Genomic DNA, 15,649 nt, shown 5'->3' with positions numbered 1-15,649 from the left:
CCGCATGTTGATCCACACCCGTCAGTTGGTTTTGTGAGAGGCGCGCAGGCGTTCGGCCGCACTGCGCAGCAACTGCTCGGTCGCGTCCCAACCCAGGCAACCATCGGTTACCGACACGCCGTATTGCATTGACGCGCTCAGCGGCTGACAGCCTTCGAACAAGTGGCTCTCAAGCATCATGCCGATCAGCGACGTATCACCCTGCAAGCGCTGCTCCAGTACGTCATTGAACACTGCCGGTTGGCGCAGTGGGTCCTTGCCGCTGTTGGCGTGGCTGCAATCGACCATGATCCGCGCCGCCACTTTGGCCTTGGCCAGGTCATGTTTCACCTGGGCCACGCTCTGTGCATCGTAGTTTGGCCCACGGTGACCGCCGCGCAGTACCAGGTGCGTGTCGGGGTTGCCTGGCGTCTGGATGATGGCGGGATGGCCTTGGCTGTCGACACCGAAATGGCGATGCGGGTGGGACGCTGAGCGCATGGCATCACAGGCAATCGCGACGCCGCCGTCGGTGCCGTTCTTGAAACCTACGGGCATGCCCAGGCCGCTGGCCATCTCGCGGTGAATCTGCGACTCGGTGGTGCGTGCGCCGATGGCGACCCAACTGAGCAGGTCATCGAAGTAGCCGGCAGCCATGGGTTGTAACAGCTCGGTGGCGACCGGCAGGCCCAGGCGCAGCATTTCACGCATCAGTTCGCGGGACAGGGTCAGGCCGGCGGCCATGTCATCGCTGCCGTCCAGGTGCGGGTCGTAGGCCAGGCCTTTCCAGCCGATGGTAGTGCGCGGTTTTTCGATGTAGGCGCGGATCACCAGCAGCATCTGATCGCTGACTTCAAGCGCGAGTTTCTTCAGGTTGCGTGCGTATTCCATGGCCGATTGCGGATCGTGGATCGAACACGGGCCGACAATCACCAGTAAGCGCGAGTCTTCGCCATTGAGGATGGCACGCACGGCCTGGCGATGGGCGTGGATCTGGTCATGGAGGAACGGGCTGAGGGGCAGCTGGTGTTTCAGCTCAAGGGAGCTGGGCAGGCGCTGGGTCAGGGCTTCATTGGCGCTGTTGAGGGTGCAGACGGGCAAAGCGGCGACGGAGGAGTTCATATTCAAGGCTTCCTGGGCAAGCGGCGGGTTGTTCCCGCGCGCTTGGCCTACTGGGGTGTTCGACAATTGGCCGTACTGGCGACGTGTGTTGGTTTGCCACCAATAGGTGACCGATCGGAGGCGGCAGGCTGTCCCGAACGGAGCTGGCTAAATCGCCATGCAGTGCAAGTGTCGAAGCGGTAATAAGTGGCGTAGTTCATGGCGTGATTCCTTTAAGTGTTCTTGAACAAACAAAATGGTTAGCGGCTGAAAAACAAAACCCCCGGTCGGGGAGCCGACCGGGGGTTTAGATTTCTCTGGTAGGCGACCCCTTGAGTAGTGGGCGCCGATTTCAGGTATCAGGCGCGCCAGTGGCTAAACCAATACCCAAAATAAAAGCCGGCCAGTGCGCTCGAACCGTTCACGCGGGTAGCCGACACCAAGCGCAAGGCGCTGGCAGCAGGGCAAACCTGAGTGTGGGTGAGTTGCAACATGGTGGCTCTCCAAATGATGGGGGGAGCTTACTAGAGGCGCACGGGTGGATTCAATCAGTAATTTCTATTGCTTGAGGGTACTTACGGCTATGGGGTGAGTGTCGCTATGCTGGTGGCTCATAAACGATGATTGCCAGGACGCGACCATGACTGCCTTGACCCTTGCTGCGGCGCAAACCCTTTCCATTGCCGGCGACGTTGAAGCCAATATCGCACGGCACCGGGTGTTCATGCAGGCTGCGGCAGAGCAGGGTGTGCAATTGCTGGTGTTTCCGGAGCTGTCTTTGACCGGTTATGAACCCACGCTGGCCGCTGACTTGGCCATCGCTCCCGATGCGCCAGTGTTGGCGCCCCTGCGCGAGATGGCGCGCGAGTTGCAGCTGACGGCGGTGGTGGGTATGCCGATCCGCCTGGCCCCGCAAGCGGATGTTTTGATTGGCGCCCTGGTGCTGGGGGCCGACGGCTCACTGGCGGTGTACACCAAGCAGCATCTGCATCCAGGCGAAGACGTGGCGTTTGTGGCCGGGCAGGGTGGTGAGGCACTCCAATGGGGCAATGACCGTATTGCCCTGGCGGTTTGCGCCGACTTCTCCCACGCCAGTCATCCACGTCATGCGGCGCAAGCGGGCGCCAATGTCTACGCAGCAGGCGTACTGATCAGCGAAGGCGGCTACGCAAAAGACAGCGCGCTGCTGCAGGGCTATGCCGCGGAGCATCGTCTGCTGGTGCTGATGGCTAACCACGGTGGCCCATCGGGTGGCTGGACCTGTGCAGGTCGCAGCGCGATCTGGGCCGCGGACGGCCGTTTGCTTGCAGCGGTACCCGGTGTCGGCGAAGCGCTGGTGATTGCCCGTCGCGACGGCGAGCATTGGGTGGGCCAAGTGGTGGCCGTGTAAATGGCTTTTCACCTGCGTGCTGCCACAGAACAGGATCTGCCGTTTGCGCGGGCCCTGACCCACGAGGCGATGAACCGCTACTACGTGCAAAACCAGCTGATTTGGTCCAATGCCGGCTTCGACACGGCCTGGGCCGGTCGGGAAAACTGGCTGATTTGCCGAGATGACCACACGTTGGGATTTATCAGCCTCAGTCGCGACGGTGGCGCTCTATACATCCGTGAGTTGCATTTGATCCAGGCGTATCGCGGGCAGGGCGCAGGCACTTGGGTGCTGGAGCAGATAGCGCTGAAGGCGCAGGCGCTTGGGCTGTTGCGGTTGACCGTGTTCAAGACCAATCCGGCCAGAAGGCTCTATCAACGCATGGGGTTCAGCATTGTTGGCGAGGAGGATGGTTTCTGGCGGATGGAGCGTGTCTGTCGCGTACGCTAAACCCTGTACAAAATCCTAATAAGCGCATACTGATTCAGGAACCGACTTCCCTTGATGTTCCAGCCAGGCCTTGGCTTGTGCAGCGGTGCAGATTCCGGGCATGGTTCAAAACCGTTCAAGTTCGTTCGACGAAGAGATGAGGGCGTCACCTCTTGATGTGTGCAAAATGGGATCATGCATCCAAATGAGTGGAATCGGTTCGCGTTTAAGGCAAGAAAGAGAGCGACTCGGCCTGTCGCAGAAAGTTTTTGGTGAAATCGGAGGCGTTGAAGCCAACGCTCAAGGCAAATATGAAAGCGGCGGGTGTGCGCCCCAGGATTTCTGACCTTTTGCCCAATAAATTCGGTCGTCCACCACCCGTTGGACGACTACCGGGCAGGCAAACTCCATATATATGACGCTTGCGGCTAGGTCTGTGCCCAGCTTTTTTGCTAAGGTGTTCAGCAATCTATAAGACCATATCGCGAGGTGTCTGCTTGATTAGGGTGCTAGTAGTCGATGATCATGATCTCGTTCGTACAGGCATTACACGAATGCTGGCTGACATCGACGGCCTGCAAGTAGTCGGCCAGGCTGAGTCAGGGGAGGAGTCTCTGATCAAGGCTCGGGAATTGAAACCCGATGTGGTGTTGATGGACGTCAAGATGCCTGGGATCGGCGGTCTTGGTGCCACGACCAAGCTGTTGCGCAGCCACCCGGACATCAAGGTCGTGGTGGTGACGGTGTGCGAGGAAGACCCGTTTCCGACGCGGCTCCTGCAGGCCGGTGCTGCGGGCTACCTGACCAAAGGCGCGGGCCTGGCGGAGATGGTGCAGGCCATTCGCCTGGTCTTTGCCGGCCAGCGTTACATCAGCCCGCAGATCGCCCAACAGTTGGCGATCAAATCCTTCCAGCCCACCAGCGATTCGCCGTTTGATACGCTGTCGGAGCGGGAAATCCAGATCGCCTTGATGATCGTCGGTTGCCAGAAAGTGCAGTCGATCTCCGACAAGCTGTGCCTGTCGCCCAAGACCGTCAATACCTACCGCTATCGCATCTTCGAGAAGCTCGCCATCAGCAGTGATGTTGAATTGACCCTGCTCGCGGTGCGCCACGGCATGGTGGACGCCAGCGCCTGACATGACTACGCCGTTTGATCCAAGTGCCTTTCTCTCGACCTGCAGTGGCCGCCCCGGCGTGTACCGCATGTTCGACAGCGAGGCACGCCTGCTGTATGTGGGCAAAGCCAAGAACCTCAAGAACCGGCTGGCGAGTTATTTTCGCAAGTCCGGCCTTGCGCCGAAAACCGCTGCCCTGGTGGCACGTATCGCCCAGGTCGAAACCACCATCACCGCCAATGAAACCGAGGCGCTGCTGCTTGAGCAGACGCTGATCAAGGAATGGCGGCCGCCGTACAACATCCTGCTGCGTGACGATAAATCCTACCCTTACGTGTTTTTATCGGATGGCAACTTCCCGCGCCTGAGCATTCATCGCGGGGCTAAAAAACAAAAGGGCAAGTACTTCGGGCCTTATCCCAGCGCAGGTGCGATCCGTGAAAGCCTGAGCCTGCTGCAAAAAACCTTTTTTGTACGCCAGTGCGAAGACAGCTTCTACAAGAACCGCACGCGGCCGTGCCTGCAATACCAGATCAAGCGCTGCAAGGCGCCCTGTGTGGGCCTGGTTGAGCCGGCAGAGTACGCCGAGGATGTGCGCCACTCGGTGATGTTCCTCGAGGGGCGCAGCAATGCGCTCACCGATGAGCTGTCCGGGGCCATGGAGCAGGCGGCCAGCACCCTGGATTTCGAAAAGGCTGCCGAACTGCGTGACCAGATCTCCCTGCTGCGCCGCGTCCAGGACCAGCAAAGCATGGAAGGCGGCACCGGTGACGTCGACGTGATCGCCGCGTTCGTCAACCCGGGCGGCGCCTGTGTGCACCTGATCAGCGTGCGTGCTGGCCGAGTGCTGGGCAGCAAGAACTTCTTCCCGCAGACCGGTATCGACGAAGACGTTGCCGAGGTGATGGCCGCATTCCTTGGTCAGTACTACGTGAGCAGCCCAGAGCGCGACCTGCCCTCGGAGCTGATCGTCAACGTGGTGCATGAAGACTTTCCCACCTTGATCGAAGCGATCCACGAGCTGCGCGGTCGCGAGTTGGACATCAGCCACCGCGTACGCGGCACCCGTGCCCGCTGGCAGCAACTGGCCGTGACCAACGCCGAACAGGCCCTGGGCGCGCGCCTGGCCAATCGACAGCACGTTGCCGCACGCTTCGACGCCCTGGCCGAGGTCCTCAACCTGGACGAGCCGCCCCAGCGCCTGGAGTGCTACGACATCAGCCACTCCAGCGGTGAGGCCACGGTTGCTTCCTGCGTGGTATTCGGGCCGGAAGGGCCGATCAAGTCCGACTACCGGCGCTACAACATCGAAGGCGTTACCGCCGGCGATGACTACGCCGCGATGCACCAGGCGCTCACGCGGCGTTTCAGCAAGTTGAAGGACGGGGAGGGCAAGTTGCCCGATATCCTGCTGGTAGACGGCGGCAAGGGCCAGTTGTCCATGGCGCGAGACGTGCTCAACGAACTGGCGGTGCCCGACCTGATCCTGCTCGGCGTCGCCAAGGGCACCACGCGCAAGGCCGGTTTCGAGACGTTGTACTTGAATGATGCCGCCCATGAGTTCACGTTGAAGGGCGACTCGCCTGCGCTGCACCTGATTCAACAAATCCGTGACGAAGCCCACCGTTTCGCCATTACCGGCCACCGCGCGCGCCGTGGCAAAACCCGGCGAACCTCAACCCTGGAAGGGGTGGCAGGGGTTGGCCCGACGCGGCGTCGCGACTTGCTTAAACATTTTGGTGGCTTGCAGGAGCTCTCCCGTGCCAGCATTGACGAAATAGCCAAAGCACCCGGTATCAGTAAAAAGCTCGCTGAATTGATTTATGCCAATCTGCACAGCGAATAGAATGCCTTCTCACCTCGTAGCCAGTTGTGCCGATGAATATCCCTAATCTGATCACCGTACTACGCGTCCTGCTTATCCCGATTTTCATTTTGTTGTTCTATTTGCCGTATGAATGGAGCTACGTCGCGTCCAGTTCGGTATTTGCATTCGCAGCCGCCACCGACTGGCTCGACGGCTACCTGGCCCGCCGCCTGGAACAGAGCACGCCGTTCGGCGCGTTCCTCGACCCCGTGGCCGACAAACTCATGGTGGCCGTCGCCCTGGTGCTGCTGGTGCAGGAACACGGCAACCTGTGGCTGACCCTGCCGGCCGCCGTCATCATCGGCCGCGAGATCGTCGTCTCGGCCCTACGCGAATGGATGGCCGAAATCGGCGCCCGCGCCCACGTCGCCGTATCGAACATGGGCAAATGGAAAACTGCCGCGCAGATGCTCGCGCTGGTCATCCTGCTGGCCAACCCGTCGGACTTCACATTCTGGGTGCTCACCGGCTACGCCCTGCTGCTGGTCGCCGCAGGCTTGACGCTGTGGTCCATGCTGCAATATCTGCGTGCGGCCTGGCCCCATCTGCGAACCACTGTTGAAAAGAAATAAAACTTTTTTGAATCAAGGGGTTGACGGGTGCTGAGGATTCTATAGAATGCGCATCACCAAGCGGGAATAGCTCAGTTGGTAGAGCACGACCTTGCCAAGGTCGGGGTCGCGAGTTCGAGTCTCGTTTCCCGCTCCAAGCATTAATGAAAAAGCCACTCTAACGAGTGGCTTTTTTTTGCCTGCGATTTGTGGAATAGACGCTTTGGCGTCGTTTTTCGTTTCTTGAGAAAACCACTGAAATCCAGGGTGATCGGTAAATCTAGGTACCGTTCCAGGTGCTGTCTCATGGCCAGGCTCGAACCCGCATTGTTGCTGGATACTCTCAGGTCGTGAGACGAGCTGTTCACCCCATCATTGGTTCGGTCTGGCCTTAAATGACACTGAAATCAATTAAAATTCGATGTGTCCGGGGTGAGTAAAATTCGGTGACTCAATTTTCTGAACCCTCTGCCAACCCCGATAGTTGATCCAGTTCTGTGTAGTCAGATGATGTTTCTACAGCCGTAAAGTCGTGATCATTTGTTTTATGAGCGTGCTCCTGAATCGTTGTGAAATCTTCGTTGTCAGGGTTATGGACAGGTACCATTTCTATTTGAAGGGCAGGGCCGAACGGAGCGCAGCTTGAACTCTTCTTCAGAACCATCGCCCAGGATTTGGGTGAGCTTAAAGCGCTGAGCGTGGGGCAGAGCAGTGATGAGGTGGTCCGTTTACTGCATCGGATTCGGGGCGCGCTGGCGGTCGGCAAAGCCAAGAGCCTGATCCAGTTGTGTCGCGAGCTGGAGATCGCTGTCGCACGGGATGGGCTGGCCCACACCCATGCAGATGTTGCAGCGTTTATCCAGCGCGTCGAATGCGCTATTGAGATTTATAAGCTTGGAATGCCGCCCCGTTCAGGCAGATCCCCACCGCATAAGGCTACAAAGCCGACCCCGAGTCGTTTCTTGGAGAACGATGCTGCAGATAGCTATAACGTCGGCGATACGTCTGCCTCCTCATGGTCAGTTTCAACTTCTCCTTGACTGATCACTATGACCGTCTGCCATCTGGACGATCACAAAGCTTTTCTGGAGCACTGGCTATTAACCGGTTCCCGCCATCCTCTTAAGCTGGCTTGACTGATTTTCAGCCAGCAACAAGTAGGAAGTGAACATGAAAAGGTTGCATAAGAAAGTCGCGCTGGTGACTGGTGCCTCCAAGGGCATCGGCGCAGCGATTGCCAAGCAATTGGCCCAGGATGGCGCCACTGTGATCGTCAACTATGCCAGCAGTCGCTTAGACGCCGAGCGAGTGGTTGAGCAGATTTTGCAAACCGGCGCCAGGGCCTACGCGGTGCAGGCGGACGTGTCCAACAGCACTGACCTCAAGGCGTTGTTCAAGACCATCGTGCATGAGCATGGCCATCTCGACATTCTGGTCAACAATGCCGGTGTCTATTCGACCAGTCCCCTGGCCGATATCACCGAACAGGAGTTTCACCGTCAATTCAACCTCAACGTTCTAGGGCTGATCCAATGCACACAAGCTGCCGTTGAAGTGTTCAACGTGCTGGGGGGCAGCATCGTCAATGTCAGCTCAAGCGTGACTTCGTTCACGCCGGCCAACTCAACGGTGTACACCGCGTCCAAGGCTGCGGTTGACGCGATCACCCGCACGCTGGCCAATGAACTGGGGCCGAGAAATATCCGGGTCAACTCGGTCAACCCAGGGTTGGTCGTCACCGAGGGCGTGCACGCCAGTGGCTTCTTCGAAGATGCGTTCCGTCAGAAAATCGAAGCGATCACGCCGCTGGGCCGCATCGGTCAGCCCGAAGACATCGCACCCGCCGTCGCCTTCCTGGCGTCGTCCGATGCAAGCTGGATCACCGGTGAAACCCTGATAATCGGCGGTGGCCTGCACTAAGCCTGGGTGGCGTGCTCGCGCACATAGTGGCGGGGCGACTGTGACATCACGCGCTTGAATGCGGTACTGAATGCGCTTTCGGACTCATAACCCAATGAGAACGCGATGGTGGAGACCGAGTCATCGGAGTTTTTCAGTCGGTCGCTTGCCAGCAACATCCGCCAGTACGTCAGGTATTCCATCGGTGCTGCGCCCACCACTTGCTTGAAGCGCAACGCGAACGCCGAGCGCGACATGGTAGCCCGTTGCGCCAACTCCTGGACGCTCCAGCGATGGGAAGGGTCAGCGTGCATGGCACTCAGAGCGACACTGAGGTGACGGTCAGCCAAGCCGTAAAACCAACCAGTGCCGTTGTTCTCCAGCGTTGCCAGGTGGGTGCGTAGTACTTCGACCAGCATCAGGTGCGCCAAGTGCTCATTCATCAGCGAGCGGCCGGGGCGCTTCTGCTGTAGCTCCGACGTGAACCGTTCCAGCGCCCAGCGCAGGAGCGATGCCTGCGGTTCATTGGCCTGCACGTGAACCATTGAGGGCAGGCTGCTGAGTAATAACTGGGTAGGAACACCGCTGAAGTCAAACCGGCCACCGACCAATTGCGTGTCGTTGCCGCCGTAATGCAGGGCCAGTTCGTCCGTTGCGAGGGTTTGAAAGTGACCATCGGAATTCATCAGCGGCTGGGACATATCGCTGTAGAGCGAAAAAGGCATGCCCCGAGTCATCAGAAAGCAATCGCCTTGGTGCAGGCGCTGCGGCTGCTGTTCGCCCTCTACGTGCAGCCAGCAACTGCCCTTGATCACCGCCGTGAACTTGATGCCTTCGCGCTCGGGAAAGGTGAAAGCCCAATCACCGCCCAGGGAAAGCGTGGCGGAGTGGTAATTACGGATTCTCAACAGTGAAAGAACGTCGGACAGAGGATCCATGCATCACCTGGTTGGACGAATAATAAAGTAATCGCGATTTTATATCAGAGCTAATCCAGATTTCATCTTTAAATGTGAGGTTCTCCATGCAAATCAATTTCGATAAGTCTTATGGCCCGCTGATCGATGGCGTGTTTGAAACTGAGGATAAGTCGCGCTCGTTTGCTGCGGTCGACCCTGCCACGGGCAGACACCTAGCTTACATTCATTATTGTGACGCCAAAGATGTTGATCGCGCTGTGAAGGCCGCGCATGCAGCGTTTCCAGCCTGGCGTACCCTGGGTCAGCAGATGCGCGCACGCCTGGTGAACCTCTTGGCGGACGAGATCGAAGAGCACAGCGAACGTCTGGCCATGATCGATGCCCATGACGTGGGGCGCTGCATCAGCGAAGTACGCAAGGACTACCTGACTGCTGTCCGGCACTACCGCTATTTCGCCTCGGTGATCATGGCCCATGAAGACACCGGCCGTGAAATTGAAGGCGGTTATGCCATTGCCAAGCGTGAACCACTTGGCGTTTGCGGGCAGATCATTCCCTGGAACGCGCCGGCGATCATGGCCGCGTTCAAGCTCGCCCCCGCGCTGGTAGCCGGCAATACCGTCGTGCTCAAACCTGATGAAAATGCTTCGGTGTCGACGCTGGAACTGGGCAAGTTGATCAACAAGATCTTTCCCGCCGGGGTGGTGAACATGGTCACTGGGTTGGGAGAGATAGTCGGTGCAGCATTGAGCGAGCATCCTCTGGTCAGGAAACTGTCATTTACCGGCAGTACCGAAGTCGGCCGCACAGTAGCCGGTGTTGCAGCCCGGCGCCTCGTGCCTTCAACACTGGAGCTGGGCGGCAAGAGTGCCAATATCGTATTCCCTGACATCGACGACATCGATGCGGTGGTCGACAACGCCACTTTCGCGGCCATTCATAACAATGGGCAGTCGTGCCTGGCTGGCACTCGTTTGTTTGTGCATGCCTCGATCGCAGAGGCGTTTCAGGAAAAGCTGATAGCCGCGTTCAAGCGTGTGAGAGTAGGAGCACCCTTGGCAGAGGATTCACGGGTCAGTTGTGTGGTCAACGCCCAACAAGGTGAGCGCGTGTTGAGTTACATCACCATGGGCCTGGAAGAGGGCGCCGAGTTGCTCGCAGGTGGCGGCCGGGCTGCAGTCCCAGGTTGTGAAAATGGCTACTTCATTCAGCCAACGTTGTTACTTGCACGTAACGACATGAGCATCTGCCAGGAAGAGATTTTTGGCCCGGTGCTATCGCTGATCGTGTGGGACGACTATGAAACGATGATCGCCCAAGCCAATGACACTGAATATGGGTTGGCCTCCGGGATCTACACCAGCAATTTGCAGCACGCTATGGAGACTGCAGCACGGCTGGAGGCAGGTTCGGTGTGGATCAATCGTTACTCGAACATTACCGATGGCACTGCGTTTGGAGGGTATAAGAACAGTGGGATTGGGCGTGAGTTTTGTCGGGAGACGCTCAATGCTTATACACAGATAAAGACGATCACAATGCAGGCGCGTGCGCCACTGCCCTGGTTTGCAGGCGTGTAATTCAACGGGGATCTGCGCGCAGCCGTAGGGTGCGCGCATGACTTGCCCCTTCATGATTTCAACGATTGTACGTGGTTAAATTCGCCGCAAACTACCCCTTCACTTGTCCGACCTGCACTGGCATGTACTCGGCGCCGCCTCGGCAGCCATGTTCCAGTTCCTTGCTGCGTCCAGGCACCTATTCATTGCGCATCAATGCCGTGCTGGCCGGCTCAGGATCGGCCACGGCCGTGGCCGATTACCTTGGGAGTTAGGCTTACCCGCGAGGGCCTTGTCCGGTAACCGCATACGAACTGAGCGGCTCCGGCGCACGCCAGCCACCACCCAACGCTTTATAGAGTTGCACCACATTGAGATACGACGCGGTCTCTGCCTGCGTCAGCGCGTCCTGAGCATTCAGTTGCGTACGCTGCGCGTCCAGCTCTACCAGATACGCCGCACTACCTGCTTCATAACGCGCATGTGCCAGTCGAGCCGCACGCTCACTTTGCGCTGCTGCTTCAGCCAGGCTACGTACCCGTTGCTGCGACAAGCTATAGGTCGTCAGCGCGCTCTCGGTTTCCTCAATCGCATTCAGCACCACTTGCTCGTAACGCGCTCGGGTGCCCACCTCACGCGCCTGAGCCTCCCGCTGCCGGGCCTTAACACTGGCCAGGTGCAGCGCCGGCCAACTGACCGAGGGCATCACGCTGAACGCGCGGCTGCCGCTGTCGCCCAAATCCCCACCGCGCAAGGCCACGAAGCCGAGGAAGCCGCCCAGGTCAATCCTTGGGTAAAGCTCGGCTGTCACGGCACCAATGTCCGCATTCGAGGCCGCCAAAGCGCGTTCGGCGCTGGCGACATCGGGACGCTGGCGCAGCAAATCGCTGACCTGGCCAATCGGCAAGCGCGTGACCAATGCCGGAAGCGCTTTCAGGTCGGTCAGCGCTTGCAGCTCATTGGGCCGCGAGCCCGTGAGTACGGCGAGCCGATAACGGCTGAGCGCTTGACGGGTTTCCAAACTCGGCAGTGTGGCTTGCACCCGTGCGCGCTCGGCCAGGGCGCTGGCCAGTTCGTCGGCGGTGCCGCGCCCGGCATCCACGCGGCCCTGGACCAGCGCCACGGTTTTTTCCTGATTACTCAGGTTGGCCTGGGCCACCGCTAACTGCCGTTGCGCGCCGCGCAGTTCAAAGTAGTGACGCGCCACGTCGGCGGTCACTACGATACGGGTTTGCGCCAGGTCCGCCGCGACGGCCTCGGCGCGTGCCGAAGACGCCTGCGACAGGCGCTGCAGCCTGCCGAACAGGTCCAGCTCCCACTGCGCATCCAGGCCAGCCTGATAGGTCTTGGCCAGGTTGCGTTCACCGCTTGGGCCGGGGTTGGCCTGGGACAGGCTACGGGAATAAGCCCCGCTGGCGGTCACCGTTGGCAGCTGGTCCAACTGACGCTGATCCAGCACCGCACGTGCCTCCAGCAACCGGGCCTGGGCGATGCGCAGGTCATGGTTACGCGCCAGCGCTTGATCGATCAGCGCATCCAGTTGTGGGTCCTGGAATTGTCGCCACCAATCCTGTTGCACGCGGGTGCTGCTATACAGCGCGGTATCGGGGCTTTGAGTCAGCTCTACTGCGGGCTCGTTACTGGCCCGGTAGTCCGGGCCGACGGTACAGCCCGTCATCCAGGCCGAGCAGACCAGCAGCGCGAGCGGGCGAATCACGAAGGTATTAAAGGGGTGCATATATGTCTCCTTACACCGTCTGGGTCGTGGCGGCGTCGGCTGCATCGGCAGCGGCCAGCGCACGGGCGCGGGGTGTGGTGGCCGCGATACGATGGTCGACGGCAATGAACGAATACATGGTCGGCAAAACCAGCAAAGTGAACAGCGTACCCACCAACATGCCCACCACGATCACCAGGCCAAGGTCATAACGGCTATGGGCACCGGCACCGGAGGCGAACAGCAGGGGAATCAAGCCCGCCACCATCGCCGCCGTGGTCATCAGGATCGGCCGCAGGCGCATCTTCGCCGAGTGCAGAATCGCCTCACGACGATCCAGGCCCTGCTTGACCTGCATCTCATTGGCGAACTCCACCATCAGGATGCCGTGTTTGCTGATCAGGCCGATCAGGGTCACCAGGCCGATCTGTGTGTAGATATTGATGGTCGCCATGCCCAAGGCCAGTGGAATCAATGCACCGCATATCGACATCGGCACGCTGATCAGAATGATCAACGGGTCACGCAGGCTTTCATACTGCGCAGCGAGTACCAGGTAGATCACGATGATTGCGAACAGGAACGCCATGACCAGCGCGCCGCTTTCCTGATGATATTGGCGTGCATCCGAAAGCCAGTCGTAGGTGAAACCCGGCGGCAGCAGTTTGGCTCGCGCCTCGAGGAACTTCACTGCATCGCCCATGGCCACGCCTGGGTTGGGGATCGCCTGGAAGATCGCCGAATTGAGCTGGTCGAACTGGGTCAATTGATTGGGCTCGACCCCGGTCGAGACGCTGACCAGATTAGACAGCGGCACTTGCCCACCGCTGGCGCTGGTCACATAAAAGCGCGACAGTGCTTCGGGCGTCAGCCGTTCACCACGCAGGCTCTGCGGGATCACATCATAGGAGCGACCGTCCATGGCGAAGCGGTTGACGTAGTTTTCGCCCACCAGCACCGCCAGGGTGTCACCCAGATCCTTCATGGTCACGCCCAGGCTGTTGGCCTTGGTGCGGTCGACTTTGATCTTGATCACCGAGTTGTTGTAGTCCAGGTCGCTGTCGACCACCATGAACAAGCCGCTTTCACGTGCAGCGTGCTTGAGTGCTTCCATCGCCTCATAGACCACGCTGTAGTCACCGGCGCTCTTGATCACCATCTGTACCGGCAGGCCACCGGTCGAGCCTGGCAGTGAAGGCAACTGGAAGGCAAAGACGTTGCTGCCCTCGATGGTGTTGGCGCGGTTCTGCATATCGCCCTGAATCTGGTCAGCGTTGCGCTCGCGTTTTTCCCAATCGACGAAGTTGACCCCGCCGATGCTGTTGGATACGCCGTTGCTGCCGTTGACCAGCCACAGGTTGCTCTGCTCCGGCAATGTCCCCATGGCTTCGTTCCACTGTTTGCCGAACTTCTCGACGTAGTCGATGTTGGCGTTTTGTGGAGACTTGATGGCAGTTAACACCGTGGACTGGTCCTCGGTGGGCGCCAGTTCGGTCTGGGCACGGCTGTATAGCCAGGGCACGCTGATCAGCACGATGACCGCAATCGTAAACGTGACCCAACGGTGGTGCAGCGACAGATCCAGCACCCGGCCATACGCGCTGCCGAGACGGTGAAAGAATCTCTCGGCCTTGCGGGCCATCCAGCCTTCGTTCATCTGGCTGTTGAGCAGCAGTGAGCTCATGACCGGCGACAGCGTAAGCGCGATGATGCCGGAGACCACCACAGAGCCGGCCAAGGTGAAGGCGAACTCCTTGAACAGCGAGCCGGTCAGCCCGCCCATGAGGCCTATGGGCGCATACACGGCCGCCAGCGTCAGGGTCATCGCAATCACCGGCGCTGCCACCTCACGTGCGCCCAGCAGGGCTGCATATGTGGGAGACTTGCCTTCTTCGATATGACGGTGAACGTTCTCCACCACAATGATCGCGTCATCCACCACCAGGCCGATAGCCAATACCATCGCCAGCAAGGTCAGCAAGTTAATGCTGAACCCGAACATCGACATGAACGCGGCCGCACCCAACATCGACAAGGGAATGGTGACCACCGGAATGATCACTGCCCGCGCCGAACCCAGGCTCAAGAAAATCACCAGTACCACGATGGCAATGGCTTCGCCCAGCGTACCGAGTACTTCATCAATCGATGCGCTGATAAAACGTGCCAGCTCAAACGGCACAGCGACTTTCACGTCCGGCGGCAGGTTGGCGCGGATCCCCGGCAGCAATTCATTTACCTTCTTGACGATCACCAGCGGGTTGGCATTGGGCGCGGCATTCAGGCCGAAAAACACTGCTTGAACTCCGTCCATGGTGGCGCTGGTGTCGGTGGACGCGGCGCCCAGTTCCACGGTAGCGATATCATTCAGGTGCACCACACCGGCAGCGCTGGACTTGACCACCAACTGTCGAAACTCGGCGACATCGACCAGGTCGGTGTTGATCTGGATATCCGACACCACATACAAACCCTTGGCCTGGCCGGGCGCAGCCTGCACGTTGTTATTCAACAGGGCCTGGGCCACATCGCTGCCGGAAATGCCATGGGCGGCCATGCGATTGGCATCCAGCCAGATACGCATGGCCATTGTCTGCCCGCCGCTGAGGTTGATGCTGCCGACCCCTTCGATGGAAGACAGTTGCGGTTGCACCACGCGCTGCAAGTAGTCCGAGAGTGCGGCGGTGGACAGGGTCGGGCTGGAAAAACCCACATAGGCCACGGCTGTGGCCTCACCGGAGGACTTCACAATCACCGGATCGTAAGCCTGCTCCGGCAAGCGGTATTTGACCTCGTTGACCTTGGCCATCACCTGGGTCATGGCCTTGTTGGAGTCGGCGTTGAGCTTCATGCGCACGGTGATCACGCTTTTGCCCTGGGTCGACGTCGAGCTCATGTAGTCGACGTCTTCCACGGTGGCGACCGATTGCGCGATGGCCTGGGTGACGAAACCCTGCATCAATTGCGGTGAAGCACCGGGGTACTGGGTGGTGATCGTCAGCGTGGAGCTTTCCGTCAGGGGGTACTGACGAATCGGCAGGTTATTTATGGCCAGCAGCCCCATCAATAAAATCAGGGTGCTGACCACCAGCGCCAACACCGGGCGCCGCACGAACAAGTCGGTGAATTTCATTTTC

The 15,649-nt window shown here is 59.3% G+C and carries 11 protein-coding genes, 1 tRNA gene and 3 pseudogenes; 10 read left to right on the top strand and 5 right to left on the bottom strand.

Annotated elements, in window-relative coordinates:
• Positions 1–21 precede the first annotated feature (21 nt).
• Complete coding sequence (locus TK42_RS24235; RefSeq protein WP_103735340.1) at positions 22–1,101, bottom strand: 3-deoxy-7-phosphoheptulonate synthase; 1,080 nt, start codon at positions 1,099–1,101, stop codon at positions 22–24.
• A gap of 619 nt (positions 1,102–1,720) precedes the next feature.
• Between TK42_RS24235 and TK42_RS24230 the strand changes: the two genes are divergently transcribed.
• The gene (locus tag TK42_RS24230; RefSeq protein ID WP_103735339.1) at positions 1,721–2,470 is read left to right on the top strand and encodes a carbon-nitrogen hydrolase family protein; all 750 of its coding nucleotides are present in this window, start codon (positions 1,721–1,723) and stop codon (positions 2,468–2,470) included.
• Complete coding sequence (locus TK42_RS24225; protein ID WP_103735338.1) at positions 2,471–2,902, top strand: GNAT family N-acetyltransferase; 432 nt, start codon at positions 2,471–2,473, stop codon at positions 2,900–2,902.
• Between the two features lie 39 nt (positions 2,903–2,941).
• On the opposite strand, the pseudogene TK42_RS26860 reads toward TK42_RS24225, so the two are convergent.
• Positions 2,942–3,004, bottom strand: a pseudogene (locus TK42_RS26860) (DNA-binding protein); the annotation flags it as partial.
• Between the two features lie 82 nt (positions 3,005–3,086).
• On the opposite strand from TK42_RS26860, the pseudogene TK42_RS27215 reads away from it, so the two are divergent.
• From TK42_RS27215 to TK42_RS24190, 7 genes and pseudogenes are all read left to right on the top strand, one after another.
• A pseudogene (locus TK42_RS27215) lies at positions 3,087–3,218 on the top strand (helix-turn-helix domain-containing protein); the annotation flags it as partial.
• A gap of 160 nt (positions 3,219–3,378) precedes the next feature.
• Entirely contained in the window at positions 3,379–4,020 is a 642-nt protein-coding gene (uvrY, locus tag TK42_RS24215; protein WP_005786991.1) for a UvrY/SirA/GacA family response regulator transcription factor, read from the top strand.
• A 1-nt stretch (position 4,021) separates the two neighbouring features.
• Positions 4,022–5,845 (top strand): excinuclease ABC subunit UvrC, encoded by a 1,824-nt coding sequence (gene uvrC, locus TK42_RS24210; protein ID WP_103735337.1) that lies wholly within the window; start codon positions 4,022–4,024, stop codon positions 5,843–5,845.
• A 32-nt stretch (positions 5,846–5,877) separates the two neighbouring features.
• The gene (pgsA, locus tag TK42_RS24205; RefSeq protein WP_034135291.1) at positions 5,878–6,438 is read left to right on the top strand and encodes a CDP-diacylglycerol--glycerol-3-phosphate 3-phosphatidyltransferase; all 561 of its coding nucleotides are present in this window, start codon (positions 5,878–5,880) and stop codon (positions 6,436–6,438) included.
• Positions 6,439–6,498: 60 nt separating this feature from the next.
• Positions 6,499–6,574, top strand: a tRNA-Gly gene (locus TK42_RS24200).
• 496 nt (positions 6,575–7,070) lie between these two features.
• A pseudogene (locus tag TK42_RS27450) lies at positions 7,071–7,457 on the top strand (Hpt domain-containing protein); the annotation flags it as partial.
• A 130-nt stretch (positions 7,458–7,587) separates the two neighbouring features.
• Positions 7,588–8,337 (top strand): SDR family NAD(P)-dependent oxidoreductase, encoded by a 750-nt coding sequence (locus TK42_RS24190; protein WP_103735335.1) that lies wholly within the window; start codon positions 7,588–7,590, stop codon positions 8,335–8,337.
• Here TK42_RS24190 and TK42_RS24185 read toward each other — a convergent pair.
• Positions 8,334–9,254, bottom strand: coding sequence for an AraC family transcriptional regulator (locus TK42_RS24185; protein ID WP_103735334.1), 921 nt, complete (start codon positions 9,252–9,254; stop codon positions 8,334–8,336). The genes TK42_RS24190 and TK42_RS24185 overlap by 4 nt on opposite strands.
• Before the next feature lie 86 nt (positions 9,255–9,340).
• On the opposite strand from TK42_RS24185, the gene TK42_RS24180 reads away from it, so the two are divergent.
• Positions 9,341–10,816: an aldehyde dehydrogenase gene (locus tag TK42_RS24180; RefSeq protein WP_103735333.1), complete on the top strand. Its 1,476-nt coding sequence runs from the start codon at positions 9,341–9,343 to the stop codon at positions 10,814–10,816.
• A gap of 256 nt (positions 10,817–11,072) precedes the next feature.
• Here the strand turns inward: TK42_RS24180 and TK42_RS24175 are convergent, their stop codons facing one another.
• Positions 11,073–12,533, bottom strand: a complete 1,461-nt coding sequence (locus TK42_RS24175) for an efflux transporter outer membrane subunit (RefSeq protein WP_103735332.1) — start codon at positions 12,531–12,533, stop codon at positions 11,073–11,075.
• A gap of 10 nt (positions 12,534–12,543) precedes the next feature.
• The gene (locus TK42_RS24170) at positions 12,544–15,645 is read right to left on the bottom strand and encodes a MexW/MexI family multidrug efflux RND transporter permease subunit (protein WP_103735331.1); all 3,102 of its coding nucleotides are present in this window, start codon (positions 15,643–15,645) and stop codon (positions 12,544–12,546) included.
• Positions 15,646–15,649 lie beyond the last annotated feature (4 nt).

It is taken from the genome of Pseudomonas sp. GZJR-8, assembly GCF_002916705.1.
Taxonomy (GTDB): Bacteria; Pseudomonadota; Gammaproteobacteria; order Pseudomonadales; family Pseudomonadaceae; genus Aquipseudomonas; species Aquipseudomonas synxantha_A.
This window is presented reverse-complemented; position numbering and strand designations above follow the sequence as displayed.